This is a genomic window from Enterococcus sp. DIV0213h, assembly GCF_051711285.1.
GTDB classification, from domain to species: domain Bacteria; phylum Bacillota; class Bacilli; order Lactobacillales; family Enterococcaceae; genus Enterococcus_D; species Enterococcus_D casseliflavus.
The window spans coordinates 3,145,378-3,163,342 of sequence record NZ_JBIOMH010000001.1 but is presented as its reverse complement, the minus strand read 5'-3'; the positions used below and the strand labels follow the sequence as shown (position 1 = coordinate 3,163,342).

The 17,965-nt window shown below is 44.2% G+C and carries 14 protein-coding genes; 11 read left to right on the top strand and 3 right to left on the bottom strand.

Annotation, left to right across the window (positions count from 1 at the left end; all coding sequences use genetic code 11):
* Positions 1-22: 22 nt before the first annotated feature.
* Genes IGI77_RS14780 through IGI77_RS14765 form a run of 4 tightly spaced genes read left to right on the top strand, consistent with a single transcriptional unit; the run spans position 23 to position 3,509 of the window.
* The gene (locus tag IGI77_RS14780) at positions 23-775 is read left to right on the top strand and encodes a sugar phosphate isomerase/epimerase family protein (protein ID WP_438770276.1); all 753 of its coding nucleotides are present in this window, start codon (positions 23-25) and stop codon (positions 773-775) included.
* The gene (locus tag IGI77_RS14775; RefSeq protein ID WP_005228207.1) at positions 772-1,491 is read left to right on the top strand and encodes a ThuA domain-containing protein; all 720 of its coding nucleotides are present in this window, start codon (positions 772-774) and stop codon (positions 1,489-1,491) included. Before IGI77_RS14780 ends, IGI77_RS14775 begins: the two co-directional genes overlap by 4 nt.
* On the top strand, positions 1,488-2,456 hold the full coding sequence (locus IGI77_RS14770; protein WP_438770275.1) for a sugar phosphate isomerase/epimerase family protein: 969 nt from the start codon (positions 1,488-1,490) through the stop codon (positions 2,454-2,456). The genes IGI77_RS14775 and IGI77_RS14770 overlap by 4 nt, the downstream gene beginning before the upstream one ends.
* Positions 2,457-2,480: 24 nt before the next feature.
* On the top strand, positions 2,481-3,509 hold the full coding sequence (locus IGI77_RS14765) for a Gfo/Idh/MocA family protein (protein WP_010749991.1): 1,029 nt from the start codon (positions 2,481-2,483) through the stop codon (positions 3,507-3,509).
* Between the two features lie 59 nt (positions 3,510-3,568).
* Here the strand turns inward: IGI77_RS14765 and IGI77_RS14760 are convergent, their stop codons facing one another.
* A complete protein-coding gene (locus IGI77_RS14760; protein WP_438770274.1) occupies positions 3,569-4,477 on the bottom strand; it encodes an ArsR/SmtB family transcription factor in 909 nt (302 codons plus the stop codon).
* Positions 4,478-4,830: 353 nt separating this feature from the next.
* On the opposite strand from IGI77_RS14760, the gene IGI77_RS14755 reads away from it, so the two are divergent.
* The 5 genes from IGI77_RS14755 (at position 4,831) to IGI77_RS14735 (ending at position 11,416) form a co-directional block, all read left to right on the top strand.
* Positions 4,831-6,624 (top strand): glycoside hydrolase family 2 protein, encoded by a 1,794-nt coding sequence (locus tag IGI77_RS14755; protein ID WP_213336305.1) that lies wholly within the window; start codon positions 4,831-4,833, stop codon positions 6,622-6,624.
* Between the two features lie 252 nt (positions 6,625-6,876).
* The gene (locus tag IGI77_RS14750) at positions 6,877-7,803 is read left to right on the top strand and encodes an alpha/beta fold hydrolase (protein WP_086337885.1); all 927 of its coding nucleotides are present in this window, start codon (positions 6,877-6,879) and stop codon (positions 7,801-7,803) included.
* A 125-nt stretch (positions 7,804-7,928) separates the two neighbouring features.
* Positions 7,929-9,008: a 3-phosphoserine/phosphohydroxythreonine transaminase gene (gene serC / locus IGI77_RS14745; RefSeq protein ID WP_438770273.1), complete on the top strand. Its 1,080-nt coding sequence runs from the start codon at positions 7,929-7,931 to the stop codon at positions 9,006-9,008.
* Entirely contained in the window at positions 9,009-10,193 is a 1,185-nt protein-coding gene (locus IGI77_RS14740) for a phosphoglycerate dehydrogenase (RefSeq protein WP_016609459.1), read from the top strand.
* Positions 10,193-11,416: a DUF1015 domain-containing protein gene (locus tag IGI77_RS14735; protein WP_115232785.1), complete on the top strand. Its 1,224-nt coding sequence runs from the start codon at positions 10,193-10,195 to the stop codon at positions 11,414-11,416. The genes IGI77_RS14740 and IGI77_RS14735 overlap by 1 nt, the downstream gene beginning before the upstream one ends.
* A gap of 42 nt (positions 11,417-11,458) precedes the next feature.
* Here IGI77_RS14735 and IGI77_RS14730 read toward each other — a convergent pair whose 3' ends face one another.
* Positions 11,459-12,808: an Nramp family divalent metal transporter gene (locus tag IGI77_RS14730; RefSeq protein WP_270289764.1), complete on the bottom strand. Its 1,350-nt coding sequence runs from the start codon at positions 12,806-12,808 to the stop codon at positions 11,459-11,461.
* Between the two features lie 156 nt (positions 12,809-12,964).
* Entirely contained in the window at positions 12,965-15,307 is a 2,343-nt protein-coding gene (locus IGI77_RS14725; RefSeq protein WP_081117862.1) for an ABC transporter ATP-binding protein/permease, read from the bottom strand.
* Positions 15,308-15,445: 138 nt separating this feature from the next.
* On the opposite strand from IGI77_RS14725, the gene IGI77_RS14720 reads away from it, so the two are divergent.
* Both IGI77_RS14720 and IGI77_RS14715 read left to right on the top strand, forming a co-directional pair.
* Complete coding sequence (locus IGI77_RS14720) at positions 15,446-15,931, top strand: MarR family winged helix-turn-helix transcriptional regulator (RefSeq protein WP_010749984.1); 486 nt, start codon at positions 15,446-15,448, stop codon at positions 15,929-15,931.
* A gap of 160 nt (positions 15,932-16,091) precedes the next feature.
* Positions 16,092-17,879: a glycoside hydrolase family 13 protein gene (locus IGI77_RS14715; protein ID WP_005228237.1), complete on the top strand. Its 1,788-nt coding sequence runs from the start codon at positions 16,092-16,094 to the stop codon at positions 17,877-17,879.
* The last annotated feature ends 86 nt before the right edge of the window (positions 17,880-17,965 follow it).

The following is a 17,965-nucleotide window of genomic DNA, read 5'->3' as shown; positions in this document are numbered from 1 at the left end:
GGAAGAAAAGGAGCGAGCATAAATGACAAAACCGAAAATCGCTTTACAGCTTTGGAGTATTCAAGAGGACTGCAAGACAGATCTTTTTGAAGCGTTGAAAACAGTTAAACAAAACGGCTATGACGGTGTTGAATTTGCCGGTTATCATGGACACAGTGCTGCCCAGATCAAAGAAATACTGGAGCAATTGGATTTGGCGGTCGCGGCTTCCCATATCCCGTTTGAAGCATTGCGAGATCGTTTTGAAGAAACCGTCGCTTTTGAAAAAACGATTGGCAATCAACGGATCGTGATTCCGTATGCCAGTTTTGATTCTTTGGAAAAATGGCAAGCCTTTGCTGCGGAGCTGACCCAGATCACCCAAAAGTTGCAAGCAGAAGGGCTGACTTGCTACTACCACAACCATGCCCATGAATTTACTGAAGTTGCTGGAGAATCTATGATCGATGAACTGATCAAAGACAATCCGCAACTGCGTTTGGAAGCCGACCTTTACTGGTTAGCCTTTGCAAACGTGGCTGTTTTACCTTGGCTAAAGGAACGCGAAACGAAGGTTGGCTTGGTTCATATCAAAGATATGCAAGAGCAGCCGCAGGAAAGCACCGAGATCGGCAATGGGATTTTACCAATCAAGTCGTATGTAGAAGCAGCTAAAGCATTAGAACTACCATGGTTGATCGTCGAGCAGGAAGCGTTTCAAAAATTCGCTCCTTTAGAAGCCAGCGGGATTGATTATCTGCAATTAAAAAACATCGTAGAGGAGGTCTACCAATGATCCACGTTACGGTATGGAACGAGTTTCGTCATGAAAAAACGAATGAGACCGTCCAAAAAATGTATCCAGAAGGAATCCATGGTCAAATTGCCAAGTTTTTAGAAGAGGATGATTTCCAAGTGCGAACGGCGACCCTTGATGAACCAGAACACGGGTTGACGGAGCAAGTATTGGCTGACACGGATGTGTTGGTTTGGTGGGGCCATATGGCGCACGAAGAAGTCGATGATGCTATCGTTGCTCGTGTGCAGCAGCGTGTATGGGAAGGAATGGGACTGATCGTCTTGCATTCTGGTCATTTTTCGAAAATCTTTAAAACCTTGATGGGAACGTCGTGCGATTTGAAATGGCGAGTAGACGATCAGCATGCGCGGATCTGGAATGTCAATCCAAGCCACCCAATTGTTGAAGGAGTCGGCGAATGGATCGAACTAGAGCAAGAGGAAATGTATGGCGAGCACTTTGATATTCCAGCGCCGGATGAATTGATCTTTGTCAGCTGGTTCCCTGGTGGTGAAGTTTTCCGCAGCGGCTGTACATTCCGCCGTGGGAATGGCAAGATCTTCTATTTCCAGCCTGGTCATGAGACATTCCCAAGCTATTACAATCCCAAAGTGCAAAAAGTGATCCAAAATGCGGCTCGCTGGTGTGCACCAACAGAAAATCGTTACCCAACATATGGGCATTTTCAAGCAATTGAGGAGGAAAGAAAATGAAATTAGGTGTTTTTACCCCGTTATTCAATCAACTTAGCTTCGAAGAAATGATCGATGAAGTAGCGAAAAAAGGGCTGCAAACCGTCGAGATCGGTACCGGTGGTTCTCCAGGCAATGCCCACTTAGACATTGACCGTTTACTAGCAAGTGAAGCAGAGCGAAAAGAATACTTAGCGAAATTAGCTGATAAAGGATTGGAAATCTCAGCTTTGAGCTGTCACAACAACCCAATCTCTCCATTAAAAGCAGAAGCGCAAGAAGCCGATGAACTTTTGCGCAAAACCATCAAATTAGCCAGCTTAATGAATGTACCTGTTGTGAATGGATTTTCAGGCGTTTCAGGCGGAAATGCAACAGATACACAAGTCAACTGGCCAGTATTGCCATGGCCAACGGAATACGATGACAATTATAATTATCAATGGGAACAAAAACTGATTCCTTATTGGAAAGGCATCAACACGGAAGCGGAAGCGGCTGGTGTTAAAATTGGGATCGAACTTCATGGTGGCTTTTTGGCACATACCCCTTATACGATGTTGAAACTGCGGGATGCTGCGGGTAAAGCCATCGGCTGTAACTTGGATCCAAGTCATTTATGGTGGCAAGGGATCGACCCAGTGGCAGCGGTCAAAATCTTAGGGGAAGCCGATGCGATCCATCACTTCCATGCCAAAGATACGTATTTGGACCAAGACAATATCAACATGCATGGCTTGACGGACATGCAACCATATAGCAATGTCAAAAACCGAGCTTGGACCTTCCGTTCAGTCGGTTGCGGCCACAGCTTACAAGTCTGGTCAGATATTATTTCTGCGCTTAGAATTTATGGGTATGATTATGTCTTGAGTATTGAACATGAAGATCCAATCATGTCCATTGATGAAGGACTGACTCGTGCCATCAGTAACTTGAAGACGATTATGATCCGTGAAGAAGCTTCATCCATGTGGTGGGCATAAGAAGAAAACCGAGGAGTGTCAGACATGAGTGCAATCAATTTTGCAGTAATCGGATATGGCGGCATGGGTGCGTACCATGTCCACAATATCTTACCAAATGAAAACGAACGAATCCACATCGTAGGAACTTACGATATCAATGAAGAACGTCAAGCGATCTCCCAAGAAAAAGGCCATAAGATCTTTAAAAGCTATGATGAAGTCTTAGCCGATGAGACGATCGAAGCAGTATTGATCGCCACACCTAATGACTTGCACAAAGAGTTATCGATCGCTGCGTTGAAAGCCGGCAAACATGTTGTTTGCGAGAAGCCTGTTGCGCTGAATACTGCGGAACTAGATGAGATCGTGGCGGTTGCCCAAGAAACTGGCAATACCTTTATGGTTCACCAAAACCGCCGTTGGGATCCTGATTTTCTACTTGTACGCGAACTGTACCGTAATGGACAGATCGGTGATTTGTTCCAATTAGAGTCACGGGTCCAAGGGGCAAACGGCATCCCAGGAGACTGGCGCCATGTGAAAAAACAAGGTGGGGGAATGCTTTTAGACTGGGGCGTTCACTTGCTGGATCAAATGCTATGGCTGATCGACAGTCCAGTGAAAGATGTTAAAGCGGATCTTAGCTTTGTGTTGGGGGAAGAAGTCGATGATGGGTTCTTCGCTTTGATTACCTTTGAAAATGGGGTCAAAGCAATCGTGGAAGTTGGAACCTCCAATTACACGCAATTGCCTCGCTGGTACATCAAAGGAACAGAAGGAACAGCCACCATCACCGATTGGGATTTAAATGGGGAAATGGTGCAAGCAACAGGTCGCGAAGATGTGGCAGCACCAAAACCAGTCCAAGCAGGCGTCGGCTTGACGAAAACGATGGCACCCCCATCGGAATTGGCAGCCAAAGAAATTCCTTTCCCGAAAGCCGAAGCGGATTTTGAACCTTTCTACAAGAATTTTTACAACGTTGTACGCAACGGTGCCGAACCTATCGTTAAAAACGAAGAAGTCCGAGCAGTGATGCAGTTGATCGAACGCATTTTTGCCACAGCGTAATCCTATGTAAAGACCAAGTACCTGCTGATCGAGGTGCTTGGTCTTTTTTTTGTGAATCATTATTCTGAATAATACAGATCGACTTGAATGTTTTGATTATGGTTGCCGAACCCTTTGCCGAATAAAGTCAACCCGCCTTGATTTTTTGCGTCTTTTTCGATGGCTAAACGCAGTTTGATAAATGGGGAGTCGAACAAATGAAGTGCGTCAATAGTGACGTTTGAACAAACTTCGCCATCGATTGTCGCAGCTTGTTTATTGATCCGCAGGTGTTTCAGTAAACCATACTGACTAAAGCGGTCGTTCCACCATAGCGGTGTGTAGCGTCCCCTTGTATCAGAAAAGTTTCCTGGAACAGTATAAACAGCGACTTTTACATCATTGATGAAAATCGAAATATCGCTGGGCCACAGATTGTTTGAGAGGGGAAATTCAGAGGCGAGTTCCAGACTGATCTCCAACAATTCTGGAGTCTCAGATTCTTGCAAAAGATTGGGGATTTTGTATTCAACAAATCCTTTGCTGAACCAGAGCAAACCAGCATTTACGCGTTCAGAATCCAGAAAATATTTGGGGTCATCCGGTTTGCCGACAACGTCTCTGACAGTTGCAAGACCGCAAGTTGGCTTTACCGAAAAATCTGTAAAATGACCGATATTCAAATCGATAGCATGTGCTTTATATGGTTGATTGATCCTAGCCGGAAAACGGATATAGATATCATCAGTTTTCAAAAAAACGAGCTTCTTGTTGCGGTTGGTTCCCGTTCCCCGTTCGGAATCGAGTAGACCAGCATCCTCCATCTGCTGTACATGCCGTGTGGTGATTGCATTGCTGATCTGCAATGCTTGAGCAATTTCACTGATGCTTTTTTTCTCATTGCCGATATAACGGAGCATGCTTAATCTTGTTTGACTAGCCAACGCTTCATAGATCGGCAGAGCTTCTTTGCTTAAATCAAGTTCCATCTGACACCTCTTTAACTTTTAAGTTAATTTAATTGCGGAAAATTCTCCTTATATTTACTTAAGGATTAACTACATAGTTGTTTTTACAAAAGTAGTATAGCATGATGTTGACAGCGTTTGCAACGAGTGTTACGTTAAATTTAAAGGATAACAACAATTGAATTGATTTAACTAATTAGTTAAATAGTTGGCGGGTTAAATATCCTAGTACCAATTGATGAACAGTGACTGGTACCTACTAAAAAAACTACAAAAAGAAGCAAGCGTTTTTTTATCAGCATATTGCTGTCTGCGCCGTCTTCGGTCAACCGCAACTGCTTCTGTTATAAAAAAGCAAACAAGGAGTGAAAGGTATGAAACGAAATGAATATCCTCGTCCGCAATTTGTGCGTAAAGAGTGGACAAACTTGAATGGGGAATGGCTGTTTATGTATGATGATGACAATGTAGGGATCCAGGCCCGTTGGTTCGAGAATCAAACGGCTTTTCAAAAAAAAATTACGGTCCCCTTTGTCTATCAAAGCCAAGAGAGTGGCATAGGTGAACGGAAGGTACATGACATCGTTTGGTACTCTCGTAAATTTGAAGTAAACTGGCAGTCGGAAGAACGAGTGCTCCTGCATTTTGGGGCCATCGATTATGAATCAGATATCTATATCAATGGGCAGCATGTCAAACATCACATCGGCGGACACACTTCTTTTCATGTAGATATCACCGATCAATTACACGCTGACACTTACCAAAACGTGACGGTTCGGGCCTATGATCCTCACGATGATGAGAGTATTCCCCGTGGAAAGCAGTTTTGGGAAGAAGAGTCTCAGGCGATCTGGTACACGAATTCAACCGGTATCTGGCAGACTGTATGGTTGGAGGTTGTTCCACTCGTCCATTTGGAATCGGTAAAATTTATGCCAAAATTTGATGAAGGAAAAGTGGAAATAACCGCCAACGCCAGCCAACTCTTGGATAACTTGAATTTGTCTTATGAGATTACCTTTGGCGAAACACGTGTTGTCGCAGGGACTATTGAAATGAATGAACGCAAAGTTGTGTTTGAGTCGGAATTGATCCAAGAGTATATTTTTCGCACGAACTTTCATAATAATGGCTGGTCATGGACACCAGAAACACCGAATCTTTTTTCTGTAAAGCTGATTCTAACTGGCAAAAATGCCCAAGCAGATATCGTTGAAAGTTACTTTGGGATGCGTAAGATTCATACGGAAAACGGCATGATTTATTTGAATAATCGTCCTTACTATCAAAAACTAGTTTTAGATCAAGGGTACTGGCCTAATGGGTTGCTCACAGCGCCAACGGACGAGGCGTTAAAGAAAGATATTGTACTCGCGAAAGAAATGGGGTTCAACGGTTGTCGGAAGCATCAAAAAACCGAGGATCCGCGCTTCTTATATTGGGCAGATAGATTGGGTTTTCTAGTTTGGGGAGAATGTGCTGCTCCGACGATCTACAATGAGCATTCAGTATCGCGATTGATGCAGGAGTGGACGGAGATCATTGCTCGTGATTTTAATCATCCTTCGATCGTAACTTGGGTTCCCATCAATGAAAGCTGGGGAGTGCCGTCTATTGCTTGGAACCGGCAGCAACAGCATTTTTCACAAGCCATATATCATTATATCCATTCATTGGATGAGACGCGTTTGGTGATTTCTAATGATGGTTGGGCGATGACGGAAACTGACATCTGTGGCATCCATAACTATGCTCATGGCAATGAGCATGAAACGAAAAAGTATGCCTATTTCAAGCAAAGTTTGCGAACGCGAGAAGATCTGCTCCACCGAATCTCAAATGCATGGCCGATTTTTGCTAAAGGTTTCAGTTATGCGGGACAACCCATTTTGCTGACAGAGTTTGGCGGCATCGGATTTGATGTCTCGGGAAGACCAGGTTGGGGCTATACTTCTGTCAGCAATGAGGTCGCATTTTTAAAAGACTACCAGCGGATTATGGATGCGGTATATGAATCAGTTGGTTTATGGGGATTCTGTTATACCCAATTAACAGATGTCGAGCAGGAAATCAATGGACTACTGACCTATGAGCGAAAACCCAAAGCTTCTTTGGATGAGATCAAAGCTATCAACGATCAATTTCATGTTCCCCAGATCGATTAATTTTAGGAATTGAAAAACTCACAGTCATTCTACGGACTGGTTTGATAAGAAAACGCGTCAACAGAGTTTTTGCTCTGAGAGAAGGCAAGTGCCGCTTTGTTCAAGATTTTTTCTTGGACAAAGCGCTGCATTTGTCTTTATTAGCTTGCTTTTTCGAAGGTGTATCTACGAACCGATGATTTCCATGTATAATAAAGAAAACGACCGTTTTATTTGGCGAAGGGAAAAGAAAAAGCAAAAGAGGTGCGAACTATGAGGATGAATCAAGAAAAGCTGACTTCATCAAATGGGAAGGATCAGCTTTTTGTCAAAACGTGGCTGCCAGAAGAACAGCCGAAAGCAGTCGTGCAAATCGTTCACGGAATGATCGAACACATTGAACGTTACCACGAGTTTGCGGAATGTTTGACTGCGCAAGGCTATGCGGTGGTCGGTCATGATCACTTAGGGCATGGGCAATCCGTGAAAGAAACACAGGCCTATGGGCATTTTGGTGAAAAAGAGGGCGCCAACTATTTAGTGGCAGATGTGGGAGTGGTCCATCAGTACGCAGCTGCTTGCTACCCAGACCGACCATACTTTATCTTAGGGCACAGTATGGGGTCGCTGGTGTTGCGAAATTATTTGTTTAGTCAGCCACATCCATTGTCAGGAGCGATCATCATGGGCACCACGATGGAAAAAGCCGTGCTGATGCAAGGAGGCAAACTCGTTACGAGCTTGTTGCGCCCGTTTGCCGCTCAGCAATGGCCTTATCACGTAATGGAACAGCTGGTTTTTGGCCAGCACAACCGGCGTTTTCGTCCCAATCGGACCGCCAAGGATTGGTTGACCAGTGATCCGCAACAAGTGGATCGCTACTTGAAGGACCCTTACACGCAATTTCATTTTTCCTTAGCGGCTTACAAGGATCTCTTTACATTGACGCAAGCTGCCAGTGATCCGGATCAACTGCGCAGGATTGATCCAGAATTGCCGCTGCTCTTGATTTCAGGTGCAGATGATCCTGTGGGTCACTATGGCAAAAGCGTCCGCCAATTGGCTCAGCAGCTGAAGCAAAATGCTGACGTGACGATGTATTTGCTTGAACAGGGCCGTCATGAGATTTTGAATGAGCGCAACCGCGAGATCGTTTACAATGAAATTTCTCGCTGGCTGTTTGAAAAAATGCCGAAATGACGAACGTTAAGAAATTGGTAGTCTTTTCTGAAAATTCAAAATTATTTTCTCTTTTAAGGCTTTTTTCATTTTCGGCTATCTGTTATAATGATTTTCACATCTAACATAAAGGAGAGATTTTTTGTATGACAGTTTATAACTTTTCAGCTGGTCCTGCCGTATTGCCCCGTCCCGTATTGGAGAAAGCACAATCCGAACTTTTGAATTACCGCGGAAGTGGGATGTCCGTTATGGAGCTGAGTCATCGGTCCTCCTTGTTTGAAGCGATCATTAAAGATGCAGAAGCACTTTTACGAAAATTGATGGGAATTCCTGAAAACTATCAGGTACTGTTTTTACAAGGCGGCGCGAGTCTCCAATTCAGTATGATCCCTTTAAATCTTGCACAAAACAAAAAAGCCTTATACGTAAATACCGGTTCTTGGTCGAAGAAAGCTATTGAAGCAGCAAAAGCGCTTGGAAACGTGACGGTGGAAGTCGTTGCCTCTAGTGAGGATCAAAACTTTACCTATATTCCAGAAATTTCAGAAGATGCGATCGATCAAGAAGCGGCTTATTTGCATATCACCACGAACAATACCATTGAAGGGACGGCCTTTCAAACGATTCCGCAGGCTGGCAACGTGCCGATCGTAGCGGATATGTCCTCAAATATTTTATCCAATGACTATCGCGTAGAAGACTTCGGTGTGATTTATGCTGGGGCCCAAAAGAATATTGGTCCTGCAGGGTTGACGGTAGTGATTATCCGAGAAGATTTACTCAATGATGATGCTGTCTTCGCTCCAATGCTGGATTATCGTCTACAGGCTAAAAATGACTCATTGTACAATACACCACCAACGTATGCTATCTATATTGCTAAATTGGTGTTTGAATGGTTGGAAGAATTAGGCGGCATTCCTGCCATTTTAGAACAAGACCGCCAAAAAGCGGCGCTTTTATACAAAACGATCGAAGCCTCTGCTCTTTACAGTAGTCCTGTGGCTGTTGATAGCCGTTCACTAACGAATATTCCTTTTGTGACAGGGGATAAAGCATTAGATCAGCGCTTCAATGAAGAAGCTGTCAAAGCTGGCTTTGAGAACTTGAAAGGGCATCGTTCCGTTGGAGGAATGCGAGCAAGCTTGTACAATGCCTTTCCATTAGCTGGCGTTCAAGCGTTAGTCGACTTTATGAAATCATTTGAAGCGGAGGTCAAATAAATGTTCCAAATCAAAACATTCAATGCGATCGCACCAGAAGGATTACAGCGTTTAGAAAAAGAAAAGTATGCCATCAACGAAAGCGACCAACCGCAAGGGATTTTGCTGCGCAGCCAGAAATTGCACGATTACGCTTTTCCTGAAAGTGTCTTAGGTATTGCCCGTGCAGGGGCTGGGACCAACAACATTCCCGTCAAAGCATGTACTGAAAAAGGGATCGTCGTCTTTAATACGCCAGGCGCCAATGCCAATGCGGTCAAAGAATTAGTGATCGCTAGTCTGCTCTTAAGTGTCCGTCCGATTTTACGAGGTGCCCAATGGGTCCAAACCTTGAGCGGTGATAATGTGGAAGAACAAGCAGAAGCGCAAAAAAGTCAATTTGCTGGAACAGAGTTAGAAGGCAAAAAGTTAGGAATCATCGGCCTTGGTTCTATTGGAGCGATGGTCGCCAACGATGCTTATCGTCTAGGGATGGAAGTAGTCGGTTATGATCCTTACGTGTCAGTGGATACTGCTTGGACGATCTCTCGTCGGGTCAAGCGTGCCAATGATATTGCGGAAGTCTTTTCAACCTGTGATTTTATCACGGTTCATGTGCCGCTAATGGAAAACACGCATCATCTCGTCGGGGAAGCCGAACTTGCGAAAATGAAACCAACAACGAAGCTATTCAACTTTTCTCGTAAAGAAATCGTCGATACAGATGCGGTTTTACGTGCATTAAAAGCTGACCGTTTAGCGGGCTATACGACTGATTTTGCGGATGAACAATTGCTGCACAATGAAAAAGTCCTCGTCTTGCCGCATTTAGGTGCATCAACAGAAGAAGCCGAAGTCAACTGTGCCAAAATGGCAGCCCGAACATTGAAAAAATTCTTGGAATTTGGAACCATCAAGCGCTCAGTGAATTTTCCAACTGTTGAGATGGCTTTTCATTCGCCTTATCGTCTGACGATCATCAATCGCAATGTACCGAATATGTTAGGTCAGATTTCATCGATCATTGCGGAATCTGGGATCAATATCGACAATATGCTGAATCGTGGACGGGAAGACTTTGCTTACACCCTAGCCGATGTCGCTTCTGAAGATGAAGCCTTATTGAATCAATTAGCCGATAAACTGCGGGAGAACGAAAACATCGTTCGTGTACGGGTCATCAAGAATCAGGAGGTTGGGTATTAATGGTTCAAGTATTTCCGTTTAAAGCCATTCGTCCAGAAGCCTCATTGGCAGAAAAAGTGGCCGAGCTACCGTATGACGTGGTCAATTCACAAGAAGCCGCAGCGTTTGCGCAAGGCAATCCTTACAGCTATTTCCACATCGACCGTTCGGAGATCGACTTGCCAGGAATCGATCCTTATGATCCACAGGTGTATCAAAAAGCGGCGGAAAATCTTGCATCTTTTCAAGAAGCAGGCTGGTTGATTCAAGAAACGGCGCCCGCATATTATTTGTATGAATTGACGATGGCTGGTAGAAGCCAAACGGGGCTTGTCGCCTGTACCTCGATCGATGATTATGTCGCTGGGAAAATCAAGAAACACGAGTTTACCCGTCCAGAAAAAGAAATCGATCGGATCAATCATATTCTGGCATGTGATGCCAATACAAGTCCGATTTTCTTGAGCTATCGCCAACCAGCAGCAGTCAAAGAAGCGATCGATGCGTGGCAAGCAGAGCATGCGCCAATCTATGATTTTGTCAGCTATCATGAGGTGCAACATCGTGTTTGGCTGATCGATGATCCAGCGCTAGTCGCCTCTTTTGCCCAGCAGTTTCAAGCTGTAGATGCCCTTTATATTGCGGATGGGCATCACCGCACAGAGTCAGCAGTCAAAGTCGGCTTGCAAAAGCGAGCCGATGGTCAAAACAGCCAAGAAAGCGACCGCTTTTTAGCGATCTTATTCCCAGAAAATGAATTGGCGATTTGGGAATACAATCGGGTTTTGCGGGTACCAGTGCCAGATACCTTTTTTGAGCAGGCAGCCCAGCATTTTACGATTCGAGAAACTACAAGGAAGAAACCAGCGCAACGTGGTTCGATTCATCTGTATCTAAACCATGCGTGGTGGGAGTTGACCATCAAGCCGGAAGCTGTGCCGCAAGATGCGGTAGGACAGCTGGATGTGTCACTTTTACAACAATATGTGCTGGCTGATATTTTCGCGATCCAAGATGTGCGGACAGACAAACGCATTGATTTTGTCGGCGGAATTCGTGGTCCAGAAGAATTGGAACGTTTGGTAGATAGCGGAGAATGGACATTGGCCTTTTCCATGTATCCAACGCAAATGGCCGATCTTTTGGCAGTCGCCGATGCGGGAGAAATTATGCCGCCAAAATCAACTTGGTTTGAACCAAAACTGTTGAGCGGTCTGTTTTTACATGATTTAGAAACGAATTAACCAAAAAAAGCTTACGAGGCTAGCTCGTAAGCTTTTTTTCTATTAGAAGTTGCCGAGTGTTTCGATGATCAAGCGGACATTCAAGACCGTCAGTGCAATGGCACAGATCCAGCCTAAGATAGAGACCCATAGCGGATTCTTGAAGCGTTCCCCCATGATTTTTTTTGAGCTGGTAAAAAGAACCAACGGAATCATCGAAACGGGTAAGGCGATGCTTAAAAAGACTTGCGAATAGATCAGCAGATCGTCCAAGGCTTGTTCGTTGCCGCCAAAGTAAATCGTACAAAGCAAAACGGGGATCACCGATAAGCCACGGGTGATCAGACGTCGCGCCCAAGTAGGGATCTTCATATGGATAAATCCTTCCATCACGACTTGCCCCGTCAGTGTCCCAGTGATCGTTGAATTTTGACCAGATGCCAAGAGCGCCACGGCAAACAGAACGCTCAAGACTGGACTGGCGACAGCACCAGCAATGGAGGAATCTTGCAAAGCATCAAACAGCGCGGAGAAGGTGCCGACTTCTTCACTATGACCAAAGAACAAGGCGCTTCCTAAGATCAAAAGCAGGCAATTGACCAAAAACGCAGCGGATAATTGGATGTTGGAATCCCAAGTAGCGAACCGCACGGCCGTTGCCACTTCTTGGGTATCGCTGCGATCGATTTTTCGTGACTGGGAGATCGAAGAATGCAGATAGAGATTATGCGGCATCACAGTCGCACCAACGATCCCCAACGCCATTGTCAGCTGCCCATGGTTCAAGACTTGCTTTTGGGGAATAAAGCCTTGCAAGACAGCAGGCAAATTTGGTTGAGCAATAATGACTTCGTAACAAAAGACCAGCATAATGACCAAAATCAGTGTCATGACGATCGCTTCAATTTTTCGGAAACCCAATTTCATTAAAAAGAGCAGAAGCAGTACATCGAAAATCGTTAAGATGACTCCAACTAATAAAGGTAAGCCGAATAGTAGATTGAGAGCGATCGCTCCTCCGATCACTTCCGCGATATCCGTTGCCATGATAGCCAATTCGGTGACGATCCACAAAACAAAGCCTAAGCCTTTGCTGGTGTGTTTACGAGTTGCTTGCGCAAGGTCCATCTGGGTCACGATCCCTAGCTTGGCTGCCATGTATTGCAGCAGCATAGCAATCAAACTGGAAATCAAGATCACAGAAAGTAAGAGATAGCCATATTCAGCACCGCCACCGATCGAGGTGATCCAGTTTCCTGGGTCCATATAGCCCACGGCTACCAATGCCCCAGGACCAGAAAACGCTAAGAGATTGCGCCAAAAGCTGCCGTTTTTTGGAATGGCAACTGTATTATTTATTTCTTCCAAGCTAGGACCGTTGGCCGCTTGGATCAATTTTTTTTCATCATTCATCGTTTCACGTCCTATCTTTTTAGGTATACCTAAAAACAAATCTATTGTATTCCTCATTTATGAATTTTTCAAGAGAAACCTTTTGGAAGTCAGAAGGAAGGACAAAAAAACAGCAGCCAAAGGAATGGCTGCTGTCTGCTGGGTTTTCTTATAAAATTAGTCGGCGCGTAAAGCGATCGCTGCATCTTTTTTCGCTGCCATTCGAGCTGGAATGTGGCCGCCGATCATCGTTAGGACGGTGCTGACAGCAATCAAGATCAGGCCGTGGACCGGATTTAATTGAGCAACATTTTCCAGATCAGTCATACTATATAAGATTGCGTTGATCGGGAATGTGGCTAACCAAGCAATCAGGACACCTAAAGCTCCTGAAGCGATCCCTAAAATACAGGTTTCGGCATCAAAGACGCGGGTGATGTCTTTCTTACGAGCACCTAATGCTTTTAAGACCCCAATTTCTTTCGTACGTTCTAGCACAGAGGTGTAGGTGATGATACCGATCATGATCATGCTAGTTACCAAGGAGATCCCTGCAAAAGCGATCAAGACGTAGGTGATGGCATCCATCAAGCCACCAGTCAATTGAGTCATCGTACCCGCTAAATCGGAATAAACGATTTGGTCTTCTTTGTCTTTGCCTTTGTTGAAGTCATCCAAGTAATCAAGGATTTTTTCTTTGGCACTGAAATCATTCGGATAGATCATAATGCTGTTTGGTAAATCACTGCCGCCAAGATAAGCGATCAATGAATCTTTAGCACTTTCGTCAACGGGTTCATTCGTCATCACGTTGGTGTCGCTGTCTTTTTGTGCTTGGACGATCGCTGAGTCTTGGTTTTCTTTGATGACTTCTTGCGCGAGGGCATCACTGTAGGCAATGCCAGTTGACAGCAAGTTCATCGTAGAGTTTTGCTTGATACGTAAGATTCCGCTGATCGTTAATTCTTTGTTGTTACTGTTATCGAAAACGTCATTTAAATCTTGATTTGGAATGAAGTTTCCAGTTGGTAATTCGGTGTAAAAGGCATCATTAGACGCCAATGTGATTTTTGTTCCCACGATATCGTCGAAGGACACCTTGTCGCCATCTTCAATGTCAAAACCGAGATTGATCAATGCATTGACATTCGTTACGTTGTTTTCATCGACGATCAAAACGACATCTGTGCTAGCACTTGGGTAGCTGCCTTCTAAAAGGTCGTAGTTGTCTTTTAAGAAATTGCCGTTATCCTCTGATAACTGCTCGGGGAAAGTCGAAACCCCAATCCCGGTGGAGGCACTCATGGCAGACATCATGGCATTGGTCTGTTCATTGTCAGGTGATGCATTGGAGAAGCTGACTTGTTCCACAGTATCATCGATCTTACGGAAAAGGTTCAAGGAAGTGGAACGAGTGTAGCCGATATTGTTGCTTAATTCAGGATCAATGTCGTTGATGTAATCGAGAAACTCTTGATCGATTTTATTGATATGGGTTGCACGATCCGCATCACTTAATTTGGCAGTGACCTCTTTATCTGAAGGGAAATCTTCCGATTTATCCCGCGTTCCCATGGCTGATGGATCTTGTTCAGTGGCTACTTGCGAGATCGTGATCGGAAAACGAGCTAATGTTTCTGACTGGGTATTGTCGATTTGTTTTTGGAATCCCGTTGACAGTGACAAAACAATGGCGATTCCGATGATCCCGATACTAGAAGCAAAGGCTGTCAAGAAGGTGCGCCCTTTTTTGGTGCGGATATTGTTAAACGACAAACGTAAGGCAGTCATGAAACTCATTTTTGTGTGCTTTAATTCGAATTGGTCTTTCTTTTGTCCTTCGACATGAGGGTTCGAATCTTTAATGATTCGTCCGTCTTTGAACTCAATGATCCGTCCAGCGTATTTGTGCGCCAATTCAGGATTATGAGTAACCATGATGACCAATTTTTCTTTTGATAGTTCTTGGATCAGTTCCATGATTTGGACACTGGTCTCTGAATCCAAGGCACCTGTTGGTTCATCACAAAGAAGGATATCAGGATCATTTGCTAAGGCACGAGCGATCGCTACCCGCTGCATTTGACCACCAGAAAGCTGATTTGGTTTTTTGTGCATATGCTCAGCTAAGCCCACACGCGTCAAAGCATCGGTTGCTTTTGCGCGTTTTTCTTCTTTTGACACACCGCTCAAGGTCATCCCAAGCTCGACGTTGTCGATGATGCCTAAATGACTGATCAAATTGTAGCTTTGGAAGACAAAGCCGATCGAATTGTTCCGATACGCATCCCAGTCACGATCTTTAAAGGATTTCGTTGATTTGCCGTTGATGATCATATCACCAGAATCGTAATTATCTAAGCCGCCGATCACGTTCAACATGGTTGTTTTCCCAGAGCCGCTTGGCCCTAAAATGGCAACAAACTCTTGTTTACGAAAGGCGACGGAGACACCATCGAGGGCTTTTGTAGTACTGGCGCCAACCGTATAATACTTCTTGATATCTTTTAATTCTAACATGCTGTCACTCTTTTCTTGCCGTTTTCACGATTATTTTCATTATGTAACCACGCTATCATAATGGTTAACAAAAATCAACGATTATCATTGTTTAAACAAATAATTTATACTAAACTAAAGACAGAAAAGAGGGAGAGTATGGAAAAAGCGTTAGGAACATTCAATATGGCGGTATTTGCGGAGATCTTTTCGCTGATGGGAAACATATTGTTTGAAGAAATCGGTCTCGAAGATTTAAAATTGACCAAAATGGAAATCTTGGAACTCGTGGTGATCTCTAGTAATGAAGGGATCACGATGTCCGAGTTGGCCCAGCAAATCGGTACGTCAAAAGTCCAAATCAGTCGTTCGATCTCGGGGTTAGAAAAGGCTGGCTTTGTGGTCCGCAAAACCAACGGCGTCAATCGCCGCAACGTCAATGTTTATTTGGAAGAAGCTGGGAAGCAGTTGTTTGTCCAAAAGAAAAAACAAGTGGAAGACCGCTTGAATGCCAAAACCGCTCAAATGGCTGCAGAAGATATCCAGCAGTTGAGTCAGTCGTTGACGGAGGCAGTGGGGATCTTGCGGAAATATGACATTTTACGGACTGGCAATCAATGTGAGAAAAATACGCCGTTTGATTAAAAAAGGGCGAAGCAATCGTTTGCTTTTTAATTACTGAATTAATTTCATATTAACTTATATTATCGATTTTTTAGATAAAGCAACCGATTGCGTTTTTCTCTTGTTTTGACTTCTGATTTGTGCGACAATGAGTATATCAAACAAGTCAAAGGAGTCTGCTATGAATACTACTGCCATTTATCATCGTCCCGAAAGTGAATTTGCGTATTTGTACGAGAAGGATAAAATGCATATCCGTTTGCGTACCGCCCGTCAAGACGTCCGCCATGTCCAGCTGCTTTGCGGTGATCCTTACACACTGTATAAAGAAGCTTGGTACCAGCAAAGAATTGAAATGAAAAAAATTCTTTCCACGGACTTGCATGATTATTGGCAAGTATCGGTCGGAGCAGAATTCCGCCGTTTGTCTTACGGCTTTTCCATCGAAAGTTACGATGGGTTGCATGTCTTTTATGGAGACCACGGGGTCTATCCTTTTGAGCAGCAATATTTAGAAATGAACAACAATTATTTTCGGATGCCTTACTTCCAAGAAGCCGATCGTTTCAAAATTCCCGAGTGGGCAAAAGAAACCGTTTGGTATCAAATCTTCCCTGAACGCTTTGCAAATGGGGACCCATCAAATGATCCAGAAGGTGTATTGCCTTGGGGCTCAAAAAATCCCGATCGCCAAGACTTTTTCGGCGGGGATCTGCAAGGGGTCATCGATCATTTGGATTATCTCGTCGATCTAGGCATCAATGGGATCTACTTCTGTCCGATTTTTGAGGCCTATTCGAATCACAAGTATGATACCATCGATTATTTAGCCATCGATCCAGCGTTTGGGGATAATGACACCTTTAAACGCTTAGTGGAGGAATGCCACAAACGCGGCATCAAAGTCATGCTAGATGCTGTGTTCAATCATATGGGGGATACTTCGCACCAATGGCTAGATGTCATCAAAAACGGCAAAGATTCGCCCTTTGCTGATTGGTTCCACATCAATGAGTTTCCTGTCAACTACAAAGAAGGGGAAAACTTTGAAGATGCTTATGACATCACCTATGATGTGTTTGCCTTTACGCCGCATATGCCAAAACTCAATACGGAAAATCCTGACGTGCAAGATTATTTGTTGAAGATCGCTCGTTATTGGATCGAAGAGTTTGATATCGATGCTTGGCGCTTGGACGTTGCCAATGAAGTCAGTCATCACTTCTGGAAAAAATTCCGCCAAGTGTGTGATGATGCCAAAGATGATTTTTATATCCTTGGGGAAATTTGGCACTCTTCTCAACGGTGGTTACAAGGCGACGAGTTTCATGCAGTAATGAACTACGCCTTTACGGATGCAATCATTGAATATTTTGTCAAAGACGAGATCTCTATGACGAAAATGGTCTCGGAATTAAATAACCAGCTGATGTTGTATCGGGAGCAAACCAACCAAGTACAGTTCAATATCTTGGATTCCCATGATACCCCGCGCTTGTTAACTTTGGCTCGAGGAGACAAAGACTTGATGCGCCAAGTGATGGCCTTTACGTATCTGCAACAAGGCGTTCCTTGCCTGTATTACGGTGATGAGATCGGTTTGACCGGCGATATGGACCCGGATTGCCGTAAATGTATGATTTGGGAAGAAGAAAAGCAAGATCGTGATCTCCTGCATTTCACTCGCTCATTGATCAGCATTCGCAAAGACAACCAGAAAGTCTTATCAGAAGGTTCCTTGAGTTGGAACTGGGTTTCGGAAGAGGATGGACTGATCATTTTCGAACGAGAGTTAGGGGCACAGCGGATCATCGGTATTTTCAATACGGGCGATGACCAAATCACCCTTTCTCGTCCTGATTCGATCCTGATGGAACAGTTTGTCCAATTGGAAGATGAAACGATGATTATTGATAACAAAGGCTTTGCTATCGTGAAAGTAAACAACGAAGAATCGAATGAAGCATAAAAATGAGGCAAGAATTGCATATGCAATTCTTGCCTCATTCAATGTTTTGGGTATTTTTAATTTCCCCATGCACGTTGGAAAGAATC

Excerpts from the sequence above, each read along its gene's own strand:
- IGI77_RS14720 (WP_010749984.1), top strand. The coding sequence starts at position 15,446 with ATGGAAAAAGCGTTAGGAACATTCAATATGGCGGTATTTGCGGAGATC.
- IGI77_RS14760 (WP_438770274.1), bottom strand. The coding sequence starts at position 4,477 with ATGGAACTTGATTTAAGCAAAGAAGCTCTGCCGATCTATGAAGCGTTG.
- IGI77_RS14780 (WP_438770276.1), top strand. The coding sequence starts at position 23 with ATGACAAAACCGAAAATCGCTTTACAGCTTTGGAGTATTCAAGAGGAC.
- IGI77_RS14765 (WP_010749991.1), top strand. The coding sequence starts at position 2,481 with ATGAGTGCAATCAATTTTGCAGTAATCGGATATGGCGGCATGGGTGCG.
- IGI77_RS14770 (WP_438770275.1), top strand. The coding sequence starts at position 1,488 with ATGAAATTAGGTGTTTTTACCCCGTTATTCAATCAACTTAGCTTCGAA.
- serC (WP_438770273.1), top strand. The coding sequence starts at position 7,929 with ATGACAGTTTATAACTTTTCAGCTGGTCCTGCCGTATTGCCCCGTCCC.
- IGI77_RS14725 (WP_081117862.1), bottom strand. The coding sequence starts at position 15,307 with ATGTTAGAATTAAAAGATATCAAGAAGTATTATACGGTTGGCGCCAGT.
- IGI77_RS14750 (WP_086337885.1), top strand. The coding sequence starts at position 6,877 with ATGAGGATGAATCAAGAAAAGCTGACTTCATCAAATGGGAAGGATCAG.
- IGI77_RS14730 (WP_270289764.1), bottom strand. The coding sequence starts at position 12,808 with ATGAATGATGAAAAAAAATTGATCCAAGCGGCCAACGGTCCTAGCTTG.
- IGI77_RS14735 (WP_115232785.1), top strand. The coding sequence starts at position 10,193 with ATGGTTCAAGTATTTCCGTTTAAAGCCATTCGTCCAGAAGCCTCATTG.
- IGI77_RS14715 (WP_005228237.1), top strand. The coding sequence starts at position 16,092 with ATGAATACTACTGCCATTTATCATCGTCCCGAAAGTGAATTTGCGTAT.
- IGI77_RS14775 (WP_005228207.1), top strand. The coding sequence starts at position 772 with ATGATCCACGTTACGGTATGGAACGAGTTTCGTCATGAAAAAACGAAT.
- IGI77_RS14755 (WP_213336305.1), top strand. The coding sequence starts at position 4,831 with ATGAAACGAAATGAATATCCTCGTCCGCAATTTGTGCGTAAAGAGTGG.
- IGI77_RS14740 (WP_016609459.1), top strand. The coding sequence starts at position 9,009 with ATGTTCCAAATCAAAACATTCAATGCGATCGCACCAGAAGGATTACAG.